Consider the following 23,745-nt stretch of genomic DNA (forward strand, 5'->3'; position numbering starts at 1 on the left):
CACCTGACAACCGCGAGTCAATCGAGCTTTCGCAGCGTTGCCGGCGTTGCATCGCAATAACGAAAAGCCCCGATCGCATGAGGCGACCGGGGCATTTCGATTCCAGGCAGTCGGTTCGATCAGTAGCAGACATTCACGGTGCGATAGCGATAACCGTAGGGCGTCAGCACCAGGCGGGTGACGTAGCAGCCGGAATCGACGAAGCCGACGGAGATGCCCGGGCCACCCCAGAAGTGATGGTGATACGGATGCCAGAAGAACGGCTTGGCCGAAGCCGAGGTCGGCGCCAGCGCGGCGGCTCCGAGGGTTGCGGCGGTAGCGAGAGCGAGCGTGACTTTGCGAAGCATGGTCGTCTCCTTCGGATGCGCGTTGAACTCTGTCGCGGCGCGGTTGCAGTGTTACCCATCGCCAGTCAGTCGCATCCGGCAGCGGGCGCGTTCGAGCATCTCTGCCGAGCGCAGCTTCGGATGTGCGGCAGGTCACATTCGCTGAAAGGGGAGGATGAACCGGTCAGGCCGCGACGGCATGCCGGTCGTCGACCAGCGCGGACAGGACGCGCGTCGTCTCGACCGTGCGCACGGTCATCGGCTCGTTGCGGCCGCGGATCGCGACCTCCTGCGCCGGCAGGGCATCGTCGGCGAGGCCGGCGGTGACGCGCACCTCGTCGGAGATGACCGCCTCGCAGGCCAGCGCCTTCGTCATGTCCTGCAGCCTTGCCGCGACGTTGACGGCATCGCCGAGCGCGGTGAACACCATGTGGTCGCGATAGCCGATATCGCCGACGATCACCTCGCCGCCATGAATGCCGATGCCGAAGCGGATCGGCTCGTGCAGATCGTGGCTGAGGAACTGGTTCAGCTCGTCGATATTGGCGGCAATCAGTGCCGCGGCGCGCAGTGCCTGTCGGCATGCCACCTGCCGGTCGGTAGAGAGCCCGAACAGCGCCAGCATGCCGTCGCCGATGAACTGGTTGGGCCGCCCGCCGGCCTCCAGCACCGCCTGCGACACCGCCCCGAGGAAGCGGTTGACGATGAACACGGTGTCGAACGGCAGCCGCTTCTCGGCAAGCTGTGTCGAGCCGCGCATGTCGACGAACATGCTGACGAGATAGCGCTCCTGGCCGACCCGGGTCGGATTGGAGGCGTGCGAGTTCGCCGACATCGTGTGCGGCAGGAACAGCTGGAAAAAGGTCAGGTCGCCGGTCGGCCGCAGCTGGCAGGCCAGCCGGATCGACGGATCGTCGGTGCCGACCCGGTGCAGCACGAAGGCTTCGCGCGGCGAGGGCTCAGGCAGTTTGGCGTGATCGCCGATGATGCGGATGCGGCAGGTCGAGCAGCGCGCGCGGCCGCCGCAGACGCTGGCATGCGGCACGTTGTAGCGCAGGCTCGCCTCCAGCACGCTCAGCCCCTTCGGCACCCGCAGCGTGCGACCGTTGCCATAGGACAGCGCGATCATGCCGCCGCGGCGCTCCAGCAGGGCACGCGCGCCGCGCGCGAGCAGCACGAGGCCGAGCAAGCCGAGATAGCCGATGCTCAGGTCATCGGTGATCTTCTCGAGCGTGGTCCCCTGGGCCGCCGTGCCGAGCTTCTGCACCGACAGCTCCTCGCGCCGCCAGTCGGCATCCTGATAGTCCTCCATCGTGGCGCGACCGCCCTGATAGATGCCGAGCATGGCGAGCGTCGGGATCAGCACGGCCGCGGCGAGCAGGAACGGCGCGGCGCGCTGGAAGAACGGGCGCAACCGCAGCCAGAAATACAGGCCGATGCAGCCGTGCACCCAGGCGATGACAAGCACCGCCAGCATCACCCACAGCCGGTGCGGCGAGGCGATGAAGAAGGTGTACAGCTCCTGTGGGTAGAGCTTTTCGTGCCCGTACAGGGTCTGGCCGAGCCGCACGCCGACCACGTGGGCGACGATCAGCATCGGGACGCTGAGGCCGAGCGTGAGCTGCAGCGGTTCGATCGCCTTCCAGTGGAACTCGCGGCGCTGATACAGCGCCCAGACGCCGAGCGCGGTGTGCACCAGGCAGGCGCTGTAGAACACGATCGCGACCGGCAGGAACTGCCAGAACTTGGCGTGGTAGTGGACCCCGATCGCCATCGCCTCGGTCGAGATATTGCCGAGCGCGTGGTTGAGGAAATGGCTGATCAGGTAGGCGAACATGATCGCCCCCGTGACCAGGCGGACCTGCCGCAGGCCGACGCCGCGGGCCATTTCCTGCAGGTGCTCGCGCGAAGGGGAGGCCATGTGATTCATGATCGACAAATCTAGTGGTTAATTCCCGCGCTGAACACCACCACGGGTCGGGACGGGCCGTGATAGCGGGCGGTGCGGAACGTTGACACTCCGTTAAGAGTCGAACAAAAAGCGCCGTGACGATAGCCCAAGCCAAACCTGGAGCCGATAACAACAGCGTTAAACCGGCCCGTTCGCGCGCGCCGGACTGGCGCGGCGTCATCGCCGTAATTGTTGCCATGACCGCGATGCGGCTGGTCTATGCCCATGCGCTCGATCTGCGCACCGATGAGGCCTATTACTGGACCTGGTCGAAGGAAAACGTGCTCTCTTTCCTCGACCATCCCCCGATGGTCGCCTGGTTCATCCGATCAGGCACCGCTGTTCTCGGCGACACCAATCTCGGCGTCCGCCTCGGTGGCATCGTGGCGATGCTGGCTACCCAGCTGTTGCTCGCCGACATCGTCCGCCGCGTGACATCGAACAATGTCCGCGCCGTGATGCTGGCGCTGCTGCTGCCGGAGGCCGCGCTTTATTACGGGTTGTTAATGGCCAAGGTCGCGCCCGACACGGCGCTGATCCCGTTTTCAGTGGCGATGCTGTGGTCGCTGGTGCGTCTCGCGCAAAGCAATGACGGGCGCTGGTGGCTCGCCGCGGGGCTGTTCGCCGGGCTGTCGCTGTTGTCGAAATTCACTGCGGTCATGTTCGCGCCGGCGGTACTCGCCTTTGCACTGGTGCCGGACTGGCGCTGGCGCTGGCTGCGCAGCCCATATCCCTATCTCGCCGCGCTGATCGCGATCATCGTGTTCTCGCCGGTGCTGATCTGGAACGCGGAGCACGACTGGGCCTCGTTCCGCTTCCAGGCGGTGCGCGCCACCGTCGACCGCGATCTGACCTTTCGCACTCTCGGCGAATTCATCGGCATGCAGTTCGGCCTGGTCGGCTTCGTGCTGCTGCCGGTGACGCTGTTCGGCACCGCGTTGACGGCATGGCGCGGCTTTGTCAGGCGCGAGCCGGTCGCGATCCTGCTGGCGACCGCGGTATTGGTGCCGTTTGCTTATTTCCTCTGGAAGTCCCTGACGCTCCGGGTCGGCGACACCTGGCCGATGTTTCTGTGGCCGGCCGGCTTTGCCACTGTTGCCATCAACGTGACACGGATGCCGTTCGAGGGCTGGTCGATCGGGCTCATCAAATCGACGGTCTATTGGGCAAGGACCGCGATTTCCACCGGCATCGTATTCGTGGTCTGCGTCTTCCTTTATTACATGTTCGCGCCGTGGAATCTGATCGGCCGCACCGATCCGATCGGCACCGAGGCGGGATACGACGCGGTGGCCGCGCGCACCCTGGCGCAGGTGCAGGCGACCGGCGCGACCTGGGTCGCGACCACGGATTATCGCACCTTTGCGATGCTGCGCTGGTTTTTGCGCGGGCGGGTGCCGGTCATCGAGATCAACGAGCGCGGCCGCTTCCAGGGCTTTGCCGATCCCGGTATGAGCGTGATCCGCGATCACATCGGCATTTATGTCGGGCGCGAGCCCGAGAACAATCTGCCGCTGTGGAGCGAGACATCAGCGGTGCGCCAGCCGCTGGAGCGCGTGAGCCGGAGCTGGCGCGGCATGGTGATGGACACCTATGCGCTGGAGAAGATCAGCGGCTGGACCCCCGATCTGTCTCCGCCGCCGGACACGACATTCTTCCGCTGGCGCGTGCTGGCGATGCGTCTTCCTTCTCCCCTTGTGGGAGAAGGTGGCGCGCATTTGCGCGCCGGATGAGGGGTTCTGTCCGCGGGCGCGGTGCGCGTGGATGGATACCCCTCACCCAGGCGAGTTCGTTGCAAACGCCTGAGTAGCCCTCTCCCACAAGGGGAGAGGGCGCAGCAACTGCTACCGAGCTCTATTCCTCTTCCTCGCGCTTGCGGATCAGGTCCTTTGCGAGATCGGTGAGCGCGGGGCGCGGCAGGGCATTGAAGGGAAGCGGGCGGGTGACGTCGATCGCGGCGAGGCCGAGGCGGGCGGTCAAGAGGCCGTTGAGCATGCCTTCGCCGAGGCGCTGTGACAGTTTCGCCGCGATGCCGTGGCCGAGCATCTGCTGGATCAGGCTGTCGCTTGCGGCCATGCCGCCGGTGATCGCCAGATGCGCGATCACATGGCGCAGCAGGCGGATCATGCCGAGCGCGCCGGGCCGGCCGCCATAGAGCCGCGCCAGCTGTCGGATCATCCGCAAGCTCGCCACCAACACGAACAGCACGTCGAACAGCGCGCGCGGGCTGACTGCGGTGACCACCGAGACGCGCTGCGCCGCTGACGACACCAGCCGCCGTGCCTCCTCGTCGAGCGGCGTCATCAGCTCGCGCTCGGCGAGGCGGATCATGTCGGCGCCGTCGATGATATCATCGGTGTGGCTCTGCAGCGCGCTGCGGGCGCGGGCGAGCTGCGGGGTCCGGTGCGCGAGCTTGAGCAAATCGGCGACAACAGCCCGGCTCGCGGCGCGGTCGTCGCTGATCAGTACTTCCGCGGCGCGCAAATGCAGCTTCTCGATGGTCGCCAGCCGCGCCAGGCCGACGAGTTCGCGCATAGTGACGACCGCGAGCGCCACCGTGGCGATGACGGCGAGCGCCAGCCCGAGGAAGCCGAGCCCTTCGTTGCGTGCGAACAGATCCTCGACCAGATTGAGGACGCCAAGCCCGGTGCCGAGCACCACGAGGCCTGCGACTGCGCTCCAGAACAGCGTGCCCCAGCGAAAGCCGCGGCGCGCGGGCACCAGCGGTGCATCGACCGGCACAGGGAGCTGCGCGGGCTCTACCTCGGGAACGATCTGGATCGTGCCGTGGGTGAGACGGCTGGCCGCGTCCGGATCCATCACGACCACGCCGGGATCGTTGAGCTTGAACGTCGCCGGCCGCCGCGGGGGCGTCTTCTCGTTCATTGCAGTTTGTCTCCGATCAGGAACTGGAGGGCGCGGTCAAGGCGGATGTGAGGCAGCGCCGGCTCCGCATCGCCGTTGTGCTCCAGCTTCGGCGGGCGGAAGCGCAGGAAACGATAGTCGGCGGCCTCGGCATCCGACCTGGAGAGGCCGCGGAATCCGCCGTTGAACAGCTCCTCCGGATTGTCGGGCAGGTCGCCGGGAAAGGTCGCAACCTCGGTCTCACCGTCCAGCATCTCGCCATTGGCGACTTCGCCCGGCGCCGGCGTGCCGAGGATCGACGGCAGCCGGTCGCGCCCGCGCTGAACCTGCGCCTCGCGCGTGGCGCGCACCGCGGCGAGCGCCACCACGTCGATGTCGGCGCCGGCATATTCGGCGCGCTCGGCGGCTTTCGCCACGATCCGCCGCAGCACGGCCTCGAGCCGGTCATGGCTCTGGTGGTGCAGATGGTCGGCCTTGGTCGCTGCGAACAGGATGCGGTCGATGCGCGGGCGGAACAGCGCGCTCACGATCGTGCTGCGACCGATCCGGAAGCAGTCGAGGATGCCGGCGAGCGCGGCCTCGAGGTCGTGCAGCGCCTCGGGGCCGGCATTGAATGCGGCAAGCGCATCGGCGAGCACGATCTGGCGATCGAGCCGCGCGAAGTGATCGCGGAAGAACGGCCGCACCACGACGTCCTTGTAGGACTCGTAACGCCGCCGCATCATCGCCCACAGCGAGCCGTCGGGCGCGCTCTCGTCCACGGGCACGTCGAGCGGCGCAAAGGTCAGCGCCGGCGTGTCGGCGAGGTTGCCCGGCATCAGGAAACGGCCGGGCGGTAACAGGCTCATCGCGAAACGTTCGTCGCGGCAGGCGCGCAGATAATCGGTGAACAGTCTTGCTGCGGTGAGCGCAGCCTGCTCGTCCGCTTTGGCCTCGGGCTTCAGCGTCGTGAGATGTGCGTGCCAGGGCGCCGCGAGTTTTGCGCGCAGCGGCTCGCGCGACAGCGCAAGGCTGTCCGCCGACCATTGCTCGTAGCTCTTGTTCAGCAGCGGCAGGTCGAGCAGCCACTCGCCGGGATAGTCGACGATGTCGAGGGTGAGCTTGCGGTCTGCGCCATTTTGCCGCTGATACTCGATCACCAGCCGGAGCTCGGAGATGTCGGTGGTCGAGCTCGGCCAGCGCCGCTCCTCGACCAATGTACGGACATGGTTCTCATAGGCGAAGCGCGGCACCGCATCGTCGGGCTGCGGGGCGAGATAGGCGCGAGCGATCCGCCCCGATGCATAGGCCTCGAACACCGGGAAGCGGCCGCCGCGGGTCAGGCCATGCACCAGCGCGGTGATGAACACGGTCTTGCCGGCGCGCGACAGGCCGGTGACGCCGAGCCGCACCGTCGGGTTGAAGAAACCCTCGCTATAGTCGAGCAGCGCCCGCGCCGAGAGACGCGCTTCCTCGACGATATCTCGAAACCTGGGGGGCATGGAGGGTTAAGGAAAGACCCGGCAGGAGGGACCAAAATGGGCGGGCGATCACCCGCAAGGTGGCGATTATCGGGCCAAAATCAAGCTTCACATTTCCGGCGCCTTTGCAGGCGAGGGATTGCAAGGGAATTGCCCGCGCGACCTATCGTCCATCGGCCCACAGGAAAGCCTGCATGACGGTCTTCCGCCTGAAGCAACTTGCCTCGACCTCGATCCACGCGGCCGGCGCCGCGTTGTGGAACTACGACCGCGCCGAGCTGATCGCCGACGGCGTCGTCCATCTCGTAGGCGTCGCTTTCGGGCTGATTGCCGCCACCGCGCTGATCGTGCTGACCACAGTCTATGCCGGCCCGTTCGATGTTGCCGTGGTGTCGGTCTATGTCGCGGGCCTGCTCGCGATGCTGATGCTGTCGGCGACCTATAACCTCTGGCCGGTGTCGCGTGCTAAATGGATCCTGCGGCGTTTCGATCACTCCGCGATCTATCTGTTGATTGCCGCGACCTATACGCCGTTCATCGTGGAACTGAAGGACAGCTATTTCGCGATCGCGCTGCTGGTCGGCGTGTGGTGCGTGGCGATCGTCGGGATCTGGCTGAAGCTCGCCTATCCCGGCCGCTTCGACCGGCTGTCGGTCGGGCTTTATCTCGCGATGGGCTGGAGCGGCGTCATGCTCTACGACCGCGTCGTCAAGGCGCTGCCGGCGATGGCGCTCGGCTTCGTGCTGGCGGGCGGCATCCTCTACAGCCTGGGCGTGATCTTCCACTCCTGGCGGCGGCTGCGCTTCCAGAACGCGATCTGGCACTGCTTCGTGCTGCTCGGGGCCGCCTGCCACTATACGGCGGTGTTCGACGTCGTGCTGGCGAGCTGAAGTTCTCGCCATCCGCAGCGGATGGGCTATCATGTTCTCGATGGGCCCATTCAACCCTCTGACCGTCATCCTGAGGAGCGCGTAGCGCGTCTCGAAGGATGCACGGCCAGGCTGGTGGCCGTCGACCCTTCGAGACGCCGCTACGCGGCTCCTCAGGGTGACGGGAAGCGCAGGGGTGGGTGAGCAAATCGACAGTGTGCAAGCAAAGATATCGGGAGGATGGCCATGCAGGTGGCAGGTAAAGTGGTGGTGGTCACCGGCGGTGGCAATGGCATCGGCAAGGCGCTGTGCGAGGCGTTCCACGCCGCCGGCGCATCCAAGGTCGTGGTGGTCGATCTCGATCATGCGGCGGCCGAGAAGGTCGCGGCCTCGGTCGGCGGCGCCGCGTTCAAATGCGATGTCGGTCAGGAGAAGAACATCCTGCACGTGATCGAGGAGACCGAGCGCATGTTCGGCCCGATCGCGCTGTTCTGCTCCAATGCCGGCATCGGCGGCGGCTTCGATCCGCTGTCGAAAAATGCCGGCGGCACCTCGGACGAGCCGTGGTCGCGGAGCTGGGCCATTCATGTGATGGCGCATGTCTATGCGGCGCGGCATCTGGTGCCGCGCATGAAGGCGCGCGGCGAGGGCTATTTCCTCAATACGATCTCGGCCGCGGGCCTGCTGTCGCAGGTCGGCAGTCCCGCTTACTCCACCACCAAGCATGCCGCGGTCGGCTTTGCCGAGAACCTCGCGATCTCGCACCGCGCCGACAACATCAAGGTCTCGATCCTCTGTCCGCAGGGGGTCGACACCAACATGCTGCGCTCGATCCCGAAGGGCCCGCAATCCGGCGACGGCGATCTGACCGCGGGGCAGGTCGCGCAGGATGCACTCAAGGGCATCGAGCAGGAGACCTTCCTGATCCTGCCGCATCCGCAGGTGCTCGGCTACATGCGCAAGAAGACCGAGAACTACGACCGCTGGATCGGCGGCATGGCCAAGATTCAGGCCAAGATGCGGGAAGCGCAGGGGAAGTAACCGAAGGTCATTGCGGGGCGCGAAGCGAACCCGGAATCTTGGGATCCGTAGCCCGGATGGAGCGCAGCGTGATCCGGGTCGAGCGTGCACGCGTGAATCCCGGATTTCGCTCCGCTTCATCCGGGCTACGAAACTTCCGCCGGTGTCATCCTCACGTGAGGTGGCTTCAGTCCCTCGCGAGTTGCGCAATCTTGTCGCGCAGATACGCGTCCATCAAATCGGGCGCGGAGGCGCCGAACATCCTGATGCGGCCGGTATGCAGCAACAGCAGCAGGCCGGTTGCGTGGGCGAAGCAGTCCACCATCACCATATTCGCCTTCGGCCTGGACGCGCCGAGCGCTTCGGCGGCCTCGGCGATCGGATGCAGCGCCGCCTCCAGCGCAGCGTTCAGCGCGTGGTCGCGGTCATGGCCGAGCCCGGCCGGCTTCATGCCGCCGCGGAATAGATAGAAGCCGAGATCGAGATCGCGCGGGTTCTCCGCGTAGTAGCGGAAGAAGCCCATGCCGGCCGCGTGCAGCATCTGTTTGGCGCCGCGTGTCGTCGCAACCGCGGCGCCGACGGCTTCGCCGAGCGAGGCCAGCGATTGCCGCAGCACCTCGGCATAGATCGCCTCCTTTGAATCGAAATGGAAATACAGCGCCGCCGGCGTGTAGCCGGCCCGCGTCGCGATCGCGCGCAGGCTCGCGCCCTCGAGGCCTTCTTCTGCGAACACGCTGCGCGCCGCATCGAGGATCAGCTCCCGCTTGTGGCGGCTGACCGCTTGCTTCCTGCTCTCGCGCATCTGCATCGGGCCGAATCCGTTCTTGACTCGATTCTAACAGTGTTCAATAATTTAACAGTGTTCAAACAAATGAGCAAGGGAGAAGCGCCATGCTGATGACGGCCGCGGACTACCGGGAATCCCTGCGCCGCTACAAGCCGCGGGTGTTCGTCAACGGCGAGGCGGTGGCGAGCGTCGCGGAAGAGCCGTTGCTGGCGCCGGGCGTTGCCGGTGTCGGCGTGACCTACGATTTCGCGCATCGCGCCGAGCACGCGCCGATCATGACGGCGCGGCAGGCGACCTCGGGCAAGACCGTCAACCGCATGCTCCACATCAATGAGAGCTCGCAGGACCTGCTCTACAAGCTCGAGGCGGTGCGGCTGGTGTGCCGGACATCGGGCTGTGCCCAGCGCTATCTCACCCATGACGCGCTCAATGGGCTCTATCAGTCAACGAAACTGACCGACGACCGTCACGGCACGGATTATAGCCAGCGCTTCCTCAACTACCTTCATGAGGTGCAGGACCAGGACCTGACGCTCGGCGTCGCCATGACCGATGCCAAGGGCGACCGCTCCAAGCGCCCGGGCCTGCAGGCCAATCCGGACGTCTATGTGCACATCAAGGAGCGCCGCGCCGACGGCATCGTGATCCGCGGTACCAAGGCGATCGTCACCGGCGCGCCCTACATGCACGAATTCCTGGTGATGCCGTGCCGCACCCATGTGCCCGATGACAAGGATTTTGCGATCTGTTGCGCCGTGCCGATCGACGCGCCCGGCGTCACCATCGTTGCGCGGCCGGCCGGTCGGCCCGGTGACGCGGCGGCGAAATTCTCGGCGAAGTACGGCCAGTCGGTCGGCGTCGTGATCTTCGACGACGTGTTCGTGCCGCATGACCGTGTGTTCCTCGCCGGCGAGACCGAGGAGGGCGGCTTCCTCACCACGTCTTACGCCACGCATCACCGGCATTCCTGCATCGGTGCGCGCGCCGGTTTCGGTGACCTCCTGATCGGCGCCGGTGCCCTGATGATCGAGGCCAACGGGCTCGATGCCGAGAAGCACGCCCATATCCGCGAGGCGATGGTCGAGCTGATCACCATCACCGAGAGCTTTTATGCCTGCGGCGTCGCGTCGTCGGTCTATTGCACCAGGGATCCGGCGGGATCGGTGATGCCGGACGCGGTGTTCTCGAACATCGGCAAGCTGCTGCTCGCGACCAAGATCTACGACATGCACCGTGTCGCACATTACGTCTCCGGCGGCTTGATCGTGGCGCTGCCGGGTCCCGACGAGGACCACAATCCCGAGACGCGCGCTTCGCTCGCCGCCGTGATGGGCGGGCGTCCGGATATTCCGGCCGAGCAGCGCGCCGAGGTGGCGCGGTTGATCGAGGACCTCACCGTCTCGCACGAAGCCGGCTGGTACTCGGTAATCTCGCTGCATGGCGGCGGCTCGCCGGAGGCGATGAAACGCGAGATCTGGCGCAACTATCCTGTGATGGAGAAGGCCGAGCTGGTCGAGAACCTGCTCGGCCGCGGCCTCGTCGACGAGGGGCAGCGGGTGTCGAAGCAACCCGGCCGCTGCTGCGCCACCGGCTGCGAGGTGCCGACGCCGTCGGCGGTGGCGTTGGAGCAGCAACACGCACTTTCGTAGCAAAGGTTGAATCCATCCGGCCGTCATTGCGAGGAGCGATAGCGACGAAGCAATCCATTTCTCCGCTTGCGGGAAGATGGATTGCTTCGCTTCGCTCGCAATGACGTCGCGAGATTGCCTTCAGCTCTTCTGCGTGTAGAGCAGCGGCACCGCGGAATCGACCATCACCTCGATCAGGCTGGTGCCCTGATGCGACAGGGCGCGCTGGTAGGCGCCCGGAAGCTCGGCCGATTTCGTCACCCGCACTGCGTCGCAGCCCATGCCTTCGGCGAGCTTGACGAAATCGAGGCCGGGCAAATCGAGGCCGGGCACGTTGCGTACCTGCATCACCTGGCTGAACGAACGCATCGCGCCGTAGCCGGAATTGTTCATCACGACGACCGTCAGCGGCAGCTTGCGTTGCGCGGCGGTCCACAGCGCCTGGATCGAATACATCGCCGAGCCGTCGCCGATCAGGCAGACCGTGCGTCCCTCGTGGCGGCCGAGCGCCATGCCGACCGCGGCCGGCAGGCTGTAGCCGAGGCCGCCGCTCGCCATGGTGTAGAAACTGTCCTGGCCACGCATCGGCATCGCCTTCTGCATCAGCGGGCGATGCGACGGCACTTCCTCGACCAGCGCATCATGCGGTCCCATCGCGGCCGAGAGCGCGTGCAGCGCGTATTCGGCTGGGATCGGATCGCCGGCCGCCGGCGCCGCCGGCAGGATGCGGCCCGCGGGTGCGGTGCGTCTGGTCTCGGGCAGCAGCTCGAGCAACGCCGACAGCGCCGGCTTCATCGTCGCGATGATGCTGTGGCCGGTCGGCGTCATCGCGGCGGCGTCGGGATCGTCGGTGATCTGGAAGATCGGGGTCGCGCCGTCGAAGATTGCGGCATGGCCCTCGACATGGAAGGTGAAGACCGGCGCGCCGACCACGACGACAAGGTCGTGTTCGCGCAGCGCATCGGAGAGCTGGCCCGGCGCGGCATGCAGGAAGCCGGCGAATTGCGGATGCCGCTCGGGGAACGAGCAGCGCGCCGAGAACGGGCTGGCCCAGACCGCGGCCTTGGTCTTCTCGGCGACCTTTACGATGAGATCGACCGCCTCGGCACGATCGACGGCGGGGCCGACGATGAGGGCAGGGTGTTTGGCCTCGCCGAGCGCGGCCGCCAGCGCTTGCATCGCGGCCGCATCAGGGCCGATTTCGCGGCTGACCTGGCGCGCATCGAGCGGCTGCGTCGCATGCGCCCAGTCGTCGATCGGCACCGAGACGAAGGTCGGCCCGCACGGCGGCTGCATCGCGACGTAATAGGCGCGTGCGATCGCGGCCGGCACGTCCTCGGCGCGCGCCGGCTCGACCGCAAATTTCACGTAAGGCCGGGGAAATTCCGAGGCGCGCTCGGCATAGAGGAAGGCCTGCAGTGGCATGATCGAGCGCGCTTGCTGGCCCGCGGTGATCACCATCGGGGTCTGGTTGCGATAGGCGTTGTAGATGTTGCCGAGCGCATTGCCGACGCCGGCCGCCGAATGCAGGTTGACGAAGGCGGCGTTGCGCGTCGCCAGCGCATAACCGTCGGCCATGCCGACGACGGAGGCCTCCTGCAGGCCGAGCACGTAATCGATGTCCTCGGGCCAGTCGCTCAGGAACGGCAGCTCGGTCGAGCCGGGATTGCCGAACACCTTCTTGATGCCCCATGCGCGCAGCAGGCCGAAGGTGGCGTCCTTGACGGTGACGGTCTTGCCTTTGCTGGCGGCGGGTTTGCGCGACGACATCGGGCGGCTCCCATTTCTGTTTGTTTGGTTCCGTCATTGCGCGCGGCAAAAGCGGAGAGGCAATCCACCTGTCGATGGATTGCCTGGCGATGTCAAGCCGCCCGGACGCCTAGTTGCCCAAGCAACGGCTGAAGGCTGCGACGGCTGTTCCACGTCATCCTGAGGTGCGAGCGGAGCGAGCCTCGAAGGGTGCCGTGGCCGGAGTGGGGCCGTCAATCCTTCGAGACGCCGCTTCGCGGCTCCTCCAGCGACAAAGGCAAAGCCTTTGCGCGGGGATGACGGGATGATATTTCGCGATGGCGGCTAATTGGCCTTCTGCAGCGCGGCGCTCTGTTTGGCGAGCTGTTTGTCGAAATCCTGCTCGAGCCCGGCCACATAGGCGGCGTTCTCGCCGGGCTTGACGAACGGGTTCGGCGCGCCGTCCTTCATCTCGGCGCGCTTGGCCTGCATGTCGTAGACCTCCGGATGCGGCCCGAGCAGCACGTCGACCTTCATCGCCTTGACCTTGGCGAAGGTCGCCCGGTAGTCGTCGACGATGCCGGCATACGTCGGACGGCCGACCAGCCGGTTCAGCGCCACCGTTCCGCTGCAGAAGAACAGCACGTTACGCGTCTGGCTGCCGTCCTTGACCGTCATCTCCCAGCTGGTGCAGCCGGGCGAATGGCCGGGCGTCGTGTGCGCGGTCAGCGTCACGTCGCCGAGCGTGACCTTGTCGCCTTCCTTGACGGTGCGGTCGACCTTCACAGGCGTAAAGGCAAGATCGGCGTTGCTCTCGTCGCCCGGATAGTAGCCGCCCTCGAGCAGGGGCTTGTCGCGCTCGCCGGCGATCATCTGCGCGCCGGTCTCCTTTTTGATCTCGGCAAAGCCGCCGGTGTGGTCGAGATGGGCGTGGGTGTTGAGGATGATCTTGATGTCGGCTTCCTTGAAGCCCAGCTTGGCGATGTTGTCCTTGATCATGCCGGTCGACTGCTGCATCGCCGTGTCCATCAGGATCAGCCCTTGCGACGTCTTGATGATGTAGACCGCGATCCCGTCCGTGCCGACATAGTAGATATTGTCGACCAGATCGAACGGTTCGAACGGCGCGGTCCATTTCTTCATGACGACGGCCATGAAATCCTTCAGCGTCTGTGCTTGCGCACCGGTTGCGATCAGCGCGAGCGCGCACAGCGCGGCTGCGATCGTCCTCATGGTTGCCTCCCTGCTTGTTGTTGTTCGTGCACGGGCCGCACTATGCGTGCTGGCAATGCTGGCCGCAAGCGGCGGAAGGCGAGCCGCCGGGCAGGCGGCCGTCCGTCCGGCGCATTCCTGTTCTGCGTTCAGCTCGCGTATTGCGCGATGCCGTGGCCGAACGACCAGTTCTCCTTGACGACCTCGACGAGGTTGATCACGACATCATCGGGCCGTCCCTGCAACTGGCTCTGATAGTCGTCCACGATCCGCTTGTAGAACGCCTTCTTCATCTCGACCGTGCGCCCGGCGTTCATGGTGATCTGGATGAAGATGAGATCGTCGCTATAGGTGTTGCCAAGATAGTTGTCGGCGTAGTTCAGATCGCCGCGGTCATGCTCGGTGATGACCTGAAACTTGTCGTTCTCGGGCACGTTGATGGTGTCGCGCATCGCCTTGTAGACGATCTCGCCCAGCGTCTTGCGATATTCGGCGGACTTGCCGCGCTTCAGGTCGATACGAACGAATGGCATGGTGGTCTCCTGTGTTGTGCGGGGCGCGCCCCGCGTGATCGAGATGCTTCGACAGTGTGACGGCGATCGGTGGCCCGAATGGATCAGCGGCTCGCCTTGAAGGCGTCCCATCGTGCGTCGCGCTCTTTTTGATATTTGGCTGTCCGTTCTCCGACCATGTCTTCGCGACGGACCGGCTTGCCGCAGGATTCGCAGACAGGGCCTAGTCCGGCCGGCTTGCCACAGGTGAGGTGCGTGTAATTCATGGCGCGGCCTTCCCTGGGGGACTTGCACCAGGCCTCGCCCCAGGCGCGCAGCGCCATCAGCACCGGAAAGAACGCCTCGCCCTTCTCGGTGAGATGATATTCGTGGCGCAGCGGACGCTTGTTGTAGATCCGCCGCGTCAGCAGCCCATCCGCCTCCAGCTTCTTCAGCCGCGCGGTGATCATTTGCGGCGTCCCCCCGGTCTGCGCCTGGATCTCCTCGAACCGATGATTTCGCGCGAACAGTTCACGCAGAACCAGTACGGTCCAGCGGTCGCCCACGACGGTTTCGGCGCGGGCGACAGGACAGAGCGTTTGGCCAGCCATGTTGTCCTTCATTTTCATCATCACGTTTTCTTCATCGGGCTTGTTGCTATGATTTTCATAGTAATATGGCGTATCGCCACCGCGAATGCAATGGGGCCCTCCGGCCCAACCGATCAGCGCAAAGGGAGCGAGCCATGACCACGGAAAGCAAAGGCCAAGCAGCAGCGTCAGTCGATCTGAAGCTCGAGGTCGTCGTCATTCCCGTTTCGGACGTCGACCGCGCCAAGCGCTTCTACCAGGATCTCGGCTGGCGGCTTGATGCCGACTTCGTCAGGCCCGACGGCTCACGCGCGGTTCAGCTGACGCCTCCGGGTTCGCCGACCTCGATCCATCTCGGCTCGGGATTTGCGCTGCCGCGCTTCCTGATCGTGAACGACATCGAGGCGGCGCGCGCCGAGCTGATCGCGCGAGGCGCCGATGTCAGCGAGGTGTTTCACCGCGGTCCGGAAGGCCGCATCAAGGGACCGGATCCGGAGCGGCCGAGCTATGGCTCGCTCGCCACCTTCAACGATCCCGACGGCAATGTCTGGCTGCTGCAGCAGGTGACGCAGCGCCTGCCCGGGCGCGTCGACGGCAACAGCACGAATTTCTCCTCATCGGCGGATCTTGCGGCGGCGCTGCGCCGCGCAGCCATCGCCCATGGCGAGCACGAGAAGCGGACCGGCGGGCACGATGCGAACTGGCCGGATTGGTACGCCGACCACATCGTCCGCGAACAGGCCGGCAAGCCGCTGCCGAAGTGAACCAAGCGCGTCATTGCAGCAAATCCAACCGGCCGCCTGATGGCCAAGGAGCGATCGATGTCCGAGATCATCTATCCACGCGAGCGAACCGCGCTGCTTCTTGTCGACCCCTACAATGATTTCCTGTCCGAGGGCGGCAAGGTGTTTCCGCGTATCAAGCCGATCGCCGACGAGGTCGGACTGCTCGACAACCTTCGCCAGCTCGATCGTGCGATCAGGGCCGCCGACATTCAGGTGGTCATCGTCCCGCACCGTCGCTGGGAGCCGGGTGACTATGAGGGCTGGGATCATCCCAATCCGAGCCAGCGCCTGATCATGCAGCGTCACAGTTTCGCGCGCGGCGAATGGGGCGGGGAATGGCATCCGGATTTCGCGCCCAAGCCCGGCGATCTGGTCGCCGCGGAGCACTGGGGGCAGAGCGGCTTCGCCAACACCAATCTCGACTTCCTGCTGAAGCAGAAGGGCATCACGCATGTGATCGTGGTCGGGCTGCTGGCCAACACCTGCATCGAATCGACCGCCCGCTTCGCGATGGAGCTCGGCTACCACGTGACGCTGGTGCGCGACGCCACCGCCGCCTTCTCGCACGACATGATGCACGCCGCGCACGAGCTGAACGGCCCGACCTACGCCCATTCCATCCTGACAACCACGGAGGCGATCGCGGCCTTGCCGGCGGCCTCCGATTCCAAGGAGACAGTCAAATGACCACGACATCGGAGACACCAGTTGCAATCGCAATGAGCCAACCGACCCCGGAAGCGATCGACCACGACAGACGCAAGCTGCTCACGGGCGCGGCGCTGGGCCTTGCCGCCGCCGCTGCTGCCAGCCTGTTCCCCTCGCATCCCGCCGCGGCGGCTACCAATGATGCGATCCGTCCGTTCCGGATCGACATCCCCGAGGAAGACCTGGTCGACCTTCGCCGCCGCCTGGCGGCGACGCGATGGTCCGACAAGGAGACCGTCAACGACGACTCCCAAGGCGTCCCGCAGGCCATGCTCCGCGATCTCGTCCGCCACTGGCAGACCGACTACGACTGGCGGAAAGTCGAGGCGCGGCTCAACGCCTTGCCGCAGTTCATCACCGAAATCGACGGGCTGGACATCCACTTCATTCACGTTCGCTCGAAGCGCGACAACGCACTGCCGATGATCGTCACGCACGGCTGGCCCGGCTCCGTCATCGAGCAGATGAAGATCATCGATCCCCTGACCAATCCCACCGCGCATGGCGGCAGCGCGTCGGACGCGTTCCATCTCGTGATCCCGTCGATGCCCGGCTATGGTTTCTCCGGCAAGCCGACCACGACGGGCTGGGATCCGCAGCGCATCGCGCGTGCCTGGGTCCAGTTGATGAAGCGGCTCGGCTACACGAAGTTCGTGGCGCAGGGCGGCGACTGGGGTTCGCCGGTCTCCAATGAAATGGCCAAGCTGGGTGCGCCGGAGCTGCTCGGCATCCACATCAATCTGCCCGGCGTCGTCCCGCCCGAGGTGTTCAAGGCGGTCGCGACCGGTGGCCCCGCGCCGGACAATCTGTCCGCGGAGGAGCGGCACGCGTTCGACCAGATCAAGCTTCAGTTCACGAAGCGGCGCGCTTACGCGCAGATCATGGGCACGCGCCCGCAGTCGCTCGCGGCGTTTGCGGATTCGCCGGCGGGCCTCGCCGCCTGGCTGCTCGATCACGGCGACGGCTATGCGCAGCCGGCCTCGGCGATGCAATCGGCCGTGCTTGGACATGCCGTCAACGGCCATTCCGCCGGTGCACTGACCCGCGACGACGTGCTCGACAACATCACGCTGTACTGGCTCACCAACAGCGCGATTTCCTCGGCCCGCCTATACTGGGAAAACAAGACCAACCTGTATCTGCCGGCCAATGTCACGATCCCCGCCGCCGTCACCGCGTTCCCCGGCGAGAGTTTTGTGGCGCCGCGGAGCTGGGCGGAAAAGGCCTATCACAAGTTGATCTACTTCCATCAGGCCGAAGCCGGCGCTCACTTCGCGGCGTGGGAGCAGCCCGACATCTTCAGCCGGGAGGTTCGCGACGCGTTCCGGCCGCTCCGCAAACTGATCTGAGAATCCAACCCATAAGGAGTATCCGTCATGCCGAAACTTGCACTCATCGCCACTGTCGAAGTCGCGCCGGAGAAGCGGGACCAGGTGCAGTCGCTGCTGTCGGCGCACGGCGCCCGCTCGCTCAGGGATGAACCCGGCACGCTGCATTTCGAGATCCTGGTGCCGCGCGAGGACGCCGCGAAACTCTTGATCTACGAGGTCTATCAGGACGACGCCGCGTTCGAGGCGCATCGCAATGCGCGATCGATCGCGCAGTTCCGCGAGGAGTCAGCAGGGCTCGGCGTCAAGATCAGCGCGACGCGGTGCACGCCCGCCGCGTAGACCTCCGGCGGCGGCCGGAACGGGATCAGACGATCTGACGCAGCAGGCTGATCAGGCGGCCGCACTCATCGTCCGTGCCGACCGTGATGCGCAGGAAATCGTCGATCCGCGGCTTCTGGAAATGCCGGACCAGGACGCCGCGCTCGCGCAGCTTCGCGGCGAGATCGGCGCCACGATGGGCGCCATGGCGGGCGAACACAAAATTCGCCAGCGACGGCAGCACCTCGAAGCCGAGTTCGGTGAGACCGCTGGTGAGCGCTTGGCGGCTCCTGATGATGCGTTGCCGCGTCTCCTCAAACCACGCGTCGTCCTCGATCGCGGCGACGGCGCCTGCGATCGCAAAACAATCCAGCGGATAAGAGTTGAAGCTGTCCTTCACCCGCTCCAGCGCCTCGATCAGCGGGCGCTGGCCGATCGCGAAGCCGACGCGCAGTCCCGCCAGCGCGCGCGACTTCGACAGCGTCTGGATGACCAGCAGATTGTCGTGACGCGCGACCAGCGGCACCGAACTCTCGGCGCCGAAATCGACATAGGCCTCGTCGACCACCACCAGCCGGTCCGGTTGCTCGGTGACCAGCGCCTCGATCGCGGCGCGCGGCAGCGCGATGCCGGTCGGCGCGTTGGGATTGCACAGCAGGATGGCGCTGCCCGGCCGCCGGTAGTCGGCGAGGTCGATCCGCATCGCGGCACCGAGCGGCACCAATTCGTAGCTGATGCTGTAGAGGCGGCAGTAGACCGGGTAAAAGCTGTAGGTGATATCCGGGAACAGCAGCGGCGCGTCGTGCTTCAGCAGCGCCGGAAAGGCGTGAGCCAGCACCTCGTCCGAGCCGTTGCCGACGAATACCTCGTCCGCCGTGACGCCATAGCGCGCCGCGATTGCCTCGCGCAGGGCGGATGCGCGCGGATCCGGATAGAGCCGCAGGCGATCCGTCGTCGCTGTGATCGCCGCCACCGCGCGCGGCGACGGCGGGTAGGGATTCTCGTTGGTATTGAGCTTGATGAGGCCATCGATCTTCGGCTGCTCGCCGGGCACGTATGGCGACAGATTGTGGACGACCGAACTCCAGAAGCGACTCATGATCTGCGATCCAGGGATGAATGCGACCACAATACGGAATACAAGGCGCTGATGAAAGCGCCCCTTTAATCCTTAGCAGTCTGATGTGGGTCGCGCTCGCGACCTACCAGGTCGCGGTACCCTTCATGGTCGGCTGCCCCTCGGCATTCGCCGTCCACAGCTCCAGGCCGCCGTCCTTGTCGTTGGCATTGATCGAGAACTCGCTGCCCTCGAACAGCGGCTGCACGCCGCGATAGGACAGCTTCTTCGGCGGCTTGCCGCCGCGCAGCTTGGCGGCGAGCTCGACGATGAAGGAAGCCTGTAGCGGGCCGTGGAAGATCAGCCCCGGATAGCCCTCCACCTGGGTGACGTAGTCGCGATCGTAATGGATGCGGTGGCCGTTGAAGGTCAGCGCCGAGTAACGGAACAGCAGCACCGGATCAGAGACGTGGCTTTCGCGATGCTGCGCGACCGGCGGAGGCGGCGCCTTGGCGGGCGCGGCGGCTGGCGTGCTCGTCATCTCGCGATAGACGATGTCCTGCCGCTCGCGGACCGCCAGCCCGCGCGACGTCGTCACCTCGTGATTGACCGAGACGAAGCACAGCGTGCCGGTCGAGCCCGACTTCACGGTGACGTCGGCAATGCGCGAGGTTCGCTTGGCCTCGTCGCCGATCCGCAAGCTATCGAAGAATTCGAGCTCGCCGCCGGCCCACATCCGGCGCGGCAACGGCACCGGCGGCAGGAAGCCGCCGCGGGTCGGGTGGCCGTCCGGTCCGAGCTGCGACATCGGAAACACCGGCTGCGCCAGGCACCAATGCGTGGTCCACGGCGCGGCGTCGCCCGCCTTCGGCTCGCCGATCTCCTGGAACAGCGTCGCGCGCAGCCCCATCACCAGATACTTGGTGACGACGTCGGAGGCTTCGGTGGTCTTGCCAATCCACTGGCGGAGATGATCGAGGTCGAGTTTATCGGTCATGACTGTCTTGCCCGGGGCAGGAGGGGATTTCAGGAACGTCTGGTGCGCTCGCCGATCGCGGGCACCTTGCCGTAGTGCCTGTCCTCGCCGACCACGATCGCGGCCGGCGCCGGATAGCTGACCTTGCCGTTCGGCGTGTCGACCTCGATGCGGCGCAGATGCGGATGCTTAGCGAGATCGTCCATGCTGTTGACCTCGGCGAACGCGATGTCGGCTTCCGCAAGCTTCGCCAGCAACTCGTCGCGCGTCAACCTGCCAAAACTGTCGCTGACGATTCCGTCGGTCAGCGCGCGGTTGCGTACGCGCTCCACCATGTTGGCAAAGCGCGGATCGTCGGGCAGGCCAGGTTGGCCCAGCACCTTGCCGCACAGCGTCTTCCACTCGCGCTCGCTCTGGATCGAGATCAGGATCTCCTTGCCATCCTTGGAGCGGAATACGCCGTAGGGCGCGATCGAGGGATGGGCGAGGCCGATGCGTTTGGGCGACTTGCCGTCCTCGGCATTGAGCAGCGGCACGGTGAGCCAGTCTGCCATCACGTCGAACATCGAGATTCTGATGTCGGCACCCTCTCCGCTGCGGCCGCGGCCGATCAGCGCTTCGAGGATCGCGGCATGTGCGGTGGCGCCGGTCGCGACGTCGACGATCGACATGCCGACGCGCGAGGCGCCCTCGGGCCCGCCGGTGATCGAGGCAAGGCCGCTCTCGGCCTGGATCAGGAGATCATAGGCTTTGCGGTCGGCATAGGGGCCGGTGTCGCCATAACCCGTGATCGTGCACATGATCAGCTTCGGATACTCTTTGCGCAGCCGCTCGCGCGAGAAGCCGAGCTTGTCCATCGAGCCGGGCTTGAGGTTCTGCAACAGCACGTCGGCGCCCGCAATCAGCGCCTCGAGCTGCGCGCGGCCCTCGTTGGTGGCGAGATCGACCACCGCGGAATCCTTGCCGCGGTTGAGCCAGACGAAATAGCTGCTCTGACCCTTGGCCGCAGCGTCGTAGCCGCGGGCGAAATCGCCCTCGGGCCGCTCGATCTTGATGACATGGGCGCCGGCATCGGCCAGGCGTGACGAGCAGAACGGCGCGGCAACCGCCTGTTCGACGGCGATGACGGTCAATCCCTCAAGCGGCAGCATGATCAGAGAACTCAGTAGGAGCGGGGCATGCCGAGCACATGCTCGGCGACGAAGGACAGGATCAAATTGGTCGAGATCGGCGCCACCTGGTAGAGCCGGGTTTCGCGGAATTTGCGCTCGACGTCGTATTCCTCGGCGAAGCCGAAGCCGCCATGGGTCTGCACGCAGGCATTGGCCGCTTCCCAGGAGGCATCCGCCGCCAGCATCTTGGCCATGTTGGCCTCGGCGCCGCAGTCGAGCCCGGCTTCATATTTGCGGGTGGCTTCCTTCACCATCAGTTCCGCCGCGCGCATCGAGGCGTAGGCCTTTGCGATCGGGAACTGGATGCCTTGATTTTGGCCGATCGGCCGGCCGAACACGCTGCGCTCCTTGGCGTAGTTGGTGGCCTTGGCGATGAACCACTTGGCATCGCCGACGCACTCGGCCGCGATCAGGATGCGCTCGGCATTCATGCCGGAGAGGATGTAGCGAAAACCCTTGCCTTCCTCGCCGATCAGGTTCTCCGCCGGCACCTTCATGTCGGTGAAGAACACTTCGGTGGTGGCGTGATTCATCATGGTGCGGATCGGGCGGATCTCCAGACCCTTGCCCTTCACCTCGCGCATGTCGACGATGAACACCGAGAGCCCGTCGGTGCGCTTCTTCGACTGCTCCTTCGGTGTGGTGCGCGCGAGCAGGATCATCAGGTCGGAATATTCGGCGCGGCTGGTCCAGATCTTCTGGCCGTTGACGATGTAGTGGTCGCCCTCGCGGCGGGCGAAGGTCTTCAGCGACGAGGTATCGGTGCCGCTGGTCGGCTCGGTGACGCCGAACGCCTGCAGTCGCAATTCGCCGGTCGCGACCTTCGGCAGATATTTCGCCTTCTGCGCGTCGTTGCCGTGCCGCAGCACCGTGCCCATCGTGTACATCTGGGCGTGGCAGCCGCCGCCGTTGCAGCCGGCGCGCTGGATCTCTTCCAGGATCGCCGCCGCCGCCGACAGTTTCAGGCCCGCGCCGCCATATTCCTCGGGGATCAGCACCGAGAGATAGCCGGCCTCCGTCAGCGCATCGACGAATTCCTTCGGATAGGCCATCTGGCGATCGAGCTTGCGCCAGTATTCGCCGGGAAACTGCGCGCAGAGTTTTGCAACGGCGTCGCGGATGTCTGTGTGGTCGTCGGTGTGCTGTTCGTGTGCGGTCATTGTTTCTGTCTTGCCGAGAGGTTGCGCTTGAAGCGGACAAAGCGCGCCCGCTGTTGTGGGGCCCCGGTAAACTCCCTATGCTGTTTTGTTATAGCGTATGAACCTGCCTTCCAGGATTGGCAAGTATGGATTTCCGCCAGCTTAGGACCTTTGCGTGCGTCGCGGAACTCGGGAGTCTGAGCAAGGCATCCGATACCTTGCGGGTCGCGCAGCCGGCGCTGAGCCGGCAGATCAAGCTCTTGGAGCACGAGCTGCGCACTGAATTGTTCACGCGCAACGGCCGCGGCATGGTGCTGACCGATGCCGGCCGGCTGCTGCTGGCACGCACCGGCGGTATCGTGCGGCAGATCGACCAGATCCGCGACGACATCCAGTCCGCCGGCGGCGCGCCGTCCGGCCGCGTCGTGCTCGGGCTGGTGCCGACGGTGAGCTGCGTGATCTCGGCGCGGCTGGCGCGGCGCACGGTGGAGCGCTATCCCGGCATCTCGCTCTGCATCGTCGAAAGCTACAGCGGCCATCTGATCGAATGGCTGCATCGCGGCGAGATGGATCTCGCGGTGATCTACGGTCCGTCGGTCGATCTGCACCTGGCGGTGCAGAGCCTCGGCCGCGACTCGATCGTCGCGGTCGGCCCGCGCGGCAGCGGGCTGAAGCAGAAGAAGCAGGTCGACATCGGCTGGCTGCTGCGCCAGCGCCTGGTGCTGCCAAGTCATTCGCACGGGCTCCGCGCCATGATCGAGCACGCGGCGGCGAAGAAAAAGATCACGCTCGACGTCAAGCTCGAGGCGGATTCGTTCCGGGTGCTGACGAGCCTGGTCGAGGAGGGGCTCGGATACACCATGCTGCCGCCGTCCTCGGTGCGCGGCGAGGTCGCGGAGGGCCGGCTCGAGACCGCGCCGATCGCGCGGCCGGCACCGTGGCGCGAGCTGACTTTGGCCTCGCCGGTCGAGCATCCCGGCTCCAACGCGATTACGCTGATCGCACGATTGCTGCGCGACGAGGTCGCGGCATGCCGCGCCGAGGGGCTCTGGGATATCCAGCTCGCCTGAGCGCGGCTGCACTCATTTCCGTCATTGCGAGCGAAGCGAAGCAATCCATCGTGCGGCATGCGCGGCGGCATGGATTGCTTCGTCGCTTCAGCGCAAAATTGCTTTGCAATTTTGTCGCGAGCTCCTCGCAATGACGGCGGTGCGTGCATTAGATCTCAGCTCACCTTGAAGCCGAGGTGGCCGCGGAAGCGGTTCTTGAGATAGGCGCCGTCGCGCGGCGGCAGCGCGCGCTCGACTTCGCCGGCCGCGATCCTGATCCGCG

General features: G+C 65.6%; 22 protein-coding genes. 9 read left to right on the forward strand and 13 right to left on the reverse strand.

Going from position 1 to position 23,745, the window contains the following annotated elements:
- Nucleotides 1-119 precede the first annotated feature (119 nt).
- Complete coding sequence (locus H8A95_RS21020) at nt 120-347, reverse strand: hypothetical protein (RefSeq protein ID WP_229184817.1); 228 nt, start codon at nt 345-347, stop codon at nt 120-122.
- A gap of 163 nt (nt 348-510) precedes the next feature.
- On the reverse strand, nt 511-2,247 hold the full coding sequence (locus H8A95_RS21025) for an adenylate/guanylate cyclase domain-containing protein (protein WP_229184818.1): 1,737 nt from the start codon (nt 2,245-2,247) through the stop codon (nt 511-513).
- A 227-nt stretch (nt 2,248-2,474) separates the two neighbouring features.
- Between H8A95_RS21025 and H8A95_RS21030 the strand changes: the two genes are divergently transcribed.
- Nucleotides 2,475-4,010: a glycosyltransferase family 39 protein gene (locus H8A95_RS21030; protein WP_229184837.1), complete on the forward strand. Its 1,536-nt coding sequence runs from the start codon at nt 2,475-2,477 to the stop codon at nt 4,008-4,010.
- Nucleotides 4,011-4,131: 121 nt separating this feature from the next.
- Here H8A95_RS21030 and H8A95_RS21035 read toward each other — a convergent pair whose 3' ends face one another.
- Both H8A95_RS21035 and H8A95_RS21040 read right to left on the reverse strand, forming a co-directional pair.
- On the reverse strand, nt 4,132-5,163 hold the full coding sequence (locus H8A95_RS21035) for a YcjF family protein (protein WP_229184819.1): 1,032 nt from the start codon (nt 5,161-5,163) through the stop codon (nt 4,132-4,134).
- Entirely contained in the window at nt 5,160-6,623 is a 1,464-nt protein-coding gene (locus H8A95_RS21040) for a YcjX family GTP-binding protein (protein ID WP_229184820.1), read from the reverse strand. The genes H8A95_RS21035 and H8A95_RS21040 overlap by 4 nt, the downstream gene beginning before the upstream one ends.
- Before the next feature lie 173 nt (nt 6,624-6,796).
- On the opposite strand from H8A95_RS21040, the gene trhA reads away from it, so the two are divergent.
- Entirely contained in the window at nt 6,797-7,492 is a 696-nt protein-coding gene (gene trhA / locus H8A95_RS21045) for a PAQR family membrane homeostasis protein TrhA (RefSeq protein ID WP_229184821.1), read from the forward strand.
- Nucleotides 7,493-7,717: 225 nt separating this feature from the next.
- Entirely contained in the window at nt 7,718-8,512 is a 795-nt protein-coding gene (locus H8A95_RS21050; RefSeq protein ID WP_229184822.1) for an SDR family oxidoreductase, read from the forward strand.
- A gap of 166 nt (nt 8,513-8,678) precedes the next feature.
- Here the strand turns inward: H8A95_RS21050 and H8A95_RS21055 are convergent, their stop codons facing one another.
- Nucleotides 8,679-9,299, reverse strand: a complete 621-nt coding sequence (locus tag H8A95_RS21055) for a TetR/AcrR family transcriptional regulator (RefSeq protein ID WP_229184823.1) — start codon at nt 9,297-9,299, stop codon at nt 8,679-8,681.
- A gap of 83 nt (nt 9,300-9,382) precedes the next feature.
- Here H8A95_RS21055 and H8A95_RS21060 point away from each other — a divergent pair, with 83 nt between their 5' ends.
- Nucleotides 9,383-10,927 (forward strand): 4-hydroxyphenylacetate 3-hydroxylase family protein, encoded by a 1,545-nt coding sequence (locus H8A95_RS21060; RefSeq protein WP_229184824.1) that lies wholly within the window; start codon nt 9,383-9,385, stop codon nt 10,925-10,927.
- Nucleotides 10,928-11,047: 120 nt separating this feature from the next.
- Here the strand turns inward: H8A95_RS21060 and mdlC are convergent, their stop codons facing one another.
- The 4 genes from mdlC to H8A95_RS21080 form a co-directional block, all read right to left on the reverse strand.
- The gene (gene mdlC, locus H8A95_RS21065; RefSeq protein ID WP_229184825.1) at nt 11,048-12,676 is read right to left on the reverse strand and encodes a benzoylformate decarboxylase; all 1,629 of its coding nucleotides are present in this window, start codon (nt 12,674-12,676) and stop codon (nt 11,048-11,050) included.
- Between the two features lie 303 nt (nt 12,677-12,979).
- Nucleotides 12,980-13,867, reverse strand: a complete 888-nt coding sequence (blaBJP, locus tag H8A95_RS21070) for a BJP family subclass B3 metallo-beta-lactamase (protein ID WP_229184826.1) — start codon at nt 13,865-13,867, stop codon at nt 12,980-12,982.
- A 128-nt stretch (nt 13,868-13,995) separates the two neighbouring features.
- Entirely contained in the window at nt 13,996-14,379 is a 384-nt protein-coding gene (locus H8A95_RS21075) for a tautomerase family protein (RefSeq protein ID WP_229184827.1), read from the reverse strand.
- Nucleotides 14,380-14,462: 83 nt separating this feature from the next.
- Entirely contained in the window at nt 14,463-14,948 is a 486-nt protein-coding gene (locus H8A95_RS21080; protein WP_420839430.1) for a winged helix-turn-helix transcriptional regulator, read from the reverse strand.
- A gap of 134 nt (nt 14,949-15,082) precedes the next feature.
- Between H8A95_RS21080 and H8A95_RS21085 the strand changes: the two genes are divergently transcribed.
- Genes H8A95_RS21085 through H8A95_RS21100 form a run of 4 tightly spaced genes read left to right on the forward strand, consistent with a single transcriptional unit; the run spans nt 15,083 to nt 18,090 of the window.
- Nucleotides 15,083-15,691 carry a VOC family protein gene (locus tag H8A95_RS21085; RefSeq protein WP_229184828.1) on the forward strand — a complete coding sequence of 203 codons (609 nt, stop codon included), beginning with the start codon at nt 15,083-15,085 and terminating at the stop codon, nt 15,689-15,691.
- Between the two features lie 57 nt (nt 15,692-15,748).
- Nucleotides 15,749-16,399, forward strand: a complete 651-nt coding sequence (locus tag H8A95_RS21090; RefSeq protein ID WP_229184829.1) for a cysteine hydrolase family protein — start codon at nt 15,749-15,751, stop codon at nt 16,397-16,399.
- Complete coding sequence (locus tag H8A95_RS21095; protein ID WP_229184830.1) at nt 16,396-17,769, forward strand: epoxide hydrolase family protein; 1,374 nt, start codon at nt 16,396-16,398, stop codon at nt 17,767-17,769. The genes H8A95_RS21090 and H8A95_RS21095 overlap by 4 nt, the downstream gene beginning before the upstream one ends.
- 27 nt (nt 17,770-17,796) lie before the next feature.
- Nucleotides 17,797-18,090: a putative quinol monooxygenase gene (locus H8A95_RS21100; RefSeq protein ID WP_163159312.1), complete on the forward strand. Its 294-nt coding sequence runs from the start codon at nt 17,797-17,799 to the stop codon at nt 18,088-18,090.
- A gap of 25 nt (nt 18,091-18,115) precedes the next feature.
- On the opposite strand, the gene hisC is transcribed toward H8A95_RS21100, so the two are convergent.
- From hisC to H8A95_RS21120, 4 genes are all read right to left on the reverse strand, one after another.
- Nucleotides 18,116-19,168, reverse strand: a complete 1,053-nt coding sequence (gene hisC / locus H8A95_RS21105) for a histidinol-phosphate transaminase (RefSeq protein WP_229184831.1) — start codon at nt 19,166-19,168, stop codon at nt 18,116-18,118.
- 103 nt (nt 19,169-19,271) lie between these two features.
- On the reverse strand, nt 19,272-20,123 hold the full coding sequence (locus H8A95_RS21110; RefSeq protein ID WP_229184832.1) for an HTD2 family dehydratase: 852 nt from the start codon (nt 20,121-20,123) through the stop codon (nt 19,272-19,274).
- 29 nt (nt 20,124-20,152) lie between these two features.
- Nucleotides 20,153-21,253, reverse strand: a complete 1,101-nt coding sequence (locus H8A95_RS21115) for a CaiB/BaiF CoA transferase family protein (RefSeq protein ID WP_229184833.1) — start codon at nt 21,251-21,253, stop codon at nt 20,153-20,155.
- Between the two features lie 11 nt (nt 21,254-21,264).
- Entirely contained in the window at nt 21,265-22,434 is a 1,170-nt protein-coding gene (locus H8A95_RS21120; protein ID WP_229184834.1) for an acyl-CoA dehydrogenase family protein, read from the reverse strand.
- 125 nt (nt 22,435-22,559) lie between these two features.
- On the opposite strand from H8A95_RS21120, the gene H8A95_RS21125 reads away from it, so the two are divergent.
- Nucleotides 22,560-23,483 carry a LysR family transcriptional regulator gene (locus H8A95_RS21125; protein ID WP_229184835.1) on the forward strand — a complete coding sequence of 308 codons (924 nt, stop codon included), beginning with the start codon at nt 22,560-22,562 and terminating at the stop codon, nt 23,481-23,483.
- Nucleotides 23,484-23,745 lie beyond the last annotated feature (262 nt).

Origin of the sequence: Bradyrhizobium oropedii (assembly GCF_020889685.1) — a bacterium.
Lineage (GTDB): Bacteria > Pseudomonadota > Alphaproteobacteria > Rhizobiales > Xanthobacteraceae > Bradyrhizobium > Bradyrhizobium oropedii.

Bases quoted from the DNA above. Each gene is read 5' to 3' on its own strand.
- H8A95_RS21050 (WP_229184822.1), top strand. From the start codon at position 7,718: ATGCAGGTGGCAGGTAAAGTGGTGGTGGTCACCGGCGGTGGCAATGGC.
- H8A95_RS21085 (WP_229184828.1), top strand. From the start codon at position 15,083: ATGACCACGGAAAGCAAAGGCCAAGCAGCAGCGTCAGTCGATCTGAAG.
- H8A95_RS21030 (WP_229184837.1), top strand. From the start codon at position 2,475: ATGACCGCGATGCGGCTGGTCTATGCCCATGCGCTCGATCTGCGCACC.
- H8A95_RS21075 (WP_229184827.1), bottom strand. From the start codon at position 14,379: ATGCCATTCGTTCGTATCGACCTGAAGCGCGGCAAGTCCGCCGAATAT.
- H8A95_RS21020 (WP_229184817.1), bottom strand. From the start codon at position 347: ATGCTTCGCAAAGTCACGCTCGCTCTCGCTACCGCCGCAACCCTCGGA.
- trhA (WP_229184821.1), top strand. From the start codon at position 6,797: ATGACGGTCTTCCGCCTGAAGCAACTTGCCTCGACCTCGATCCACGCG.
- H8A95_RS21035 (WP_229184819.1), bottom strand. From the start codon at position 5,163: ATGAACGAGAAGACGCCCCCGCGGCGGCCGGCGACGTTCAAGCTCAAC.
- H8A95_RS21110 (WP_229184832.1), bottom strand. From the start codon at position 20,123: ATGACCGATAAACTCGACCTCGATCATCTCCGCCAGTGGATTGGCAAG.
- H8A95_RS21080 (WP_420839430.1), bottom strand. From the start codon at position 14,948: ATGGCTGGCCAAACGCTCTGTCCTGTCGCCCGCGCCGAAACCGTCGTG.
- mdlC (WP_229184825.1), bottom strand. From the start codon at position 12,676: ATGTCGTCGCGCAAACCCGCCGCCAGCAAAGGCAAGACCGTCACCGTC.
- H8A95_RS21095 (WP_229184830.1), top strand. From the start codon at position 16,396: ATGACCACGACATCGGAGACACCAGTTGCAATCGCAATGAGCCAACCG.
- H8A95_RS21040 (WP_229184820.1), bottom strand. From the start codon at position 6,623: ATGCCCCCCAGGTTTCGAGATATCGTCGAGGAAGCGCGTCTCTCGGCG.
- H8A95_RS21025 (WP_229184818.1), bottom strand. From the start codon at position 2,247: ATGGCCTCCCCTTCGCGCGAGCACCTGCAGGAAATGGCCCGCGGCGTC.
- hisC (WP_229184831.1), bottom strand. From the start codon at position 19,168: ATGAGTCGCTTCTGGAGTTCGGTCGTCCACAATCTGTCGCCATACGTG.
- H8A95_RS21125 (WP_229184835.1), top strand. From the start codon at position 22,560: ATGGATTTCCGCCAGCTTAGGACCTTTGCGTGCGTCGCGGAACTCGGG.
- H8A95_RS21120 (WP_229184834.1), bottom strand. From the start codon at position 22,434: ATGACCGCACACGAACAGCACACCGACGACCACACAGACATCCGCGAC.
- blaBJP (WP_229184826.1), bottom strand. From the start codon at position 13,867: ATGAGGACGATCGCAGCCGCGCTGTGCGCGCTCGCGCTGATCGCAACC.
- H8A95_RS21060 (WP_229184824.1), top strand. From the start codon at position 9,383: ATGCTGATGACGGCCGCGGACTACCGGGAATCCCTGCGCCGCTACAAG.
- H8A95_RS21100 (WP_163159312.1), top strand. From the start codon at position 17,797: ATGCCGAAACTTGCACTCATCGCCACTGTCGAAGTCGCGCCGGAGAAG.
- H8A95_RS21055 (WP_229184823.1), bottom strand. From the start codon at position 9,299: ATGCAGATGCGCGAGAGCAGGAAGCAAGCGGTCAGCCGCCACAAGCGG.
- H8A95_RS21115 (WP_229184833.1), bottom strand. From the start codon at position 21,253: ATGCTGCCGCTTGAGGGATTGACCGTCATCGCCGTCGAACAGGCGGTT.
- H8A95_RS21090 (WP_229184829.1), top strand. From the start codon at position 15,749: ATGTCCGAGATCATCTATCCACGCGAGCGAACCGCGCTGCTTCTTGTC.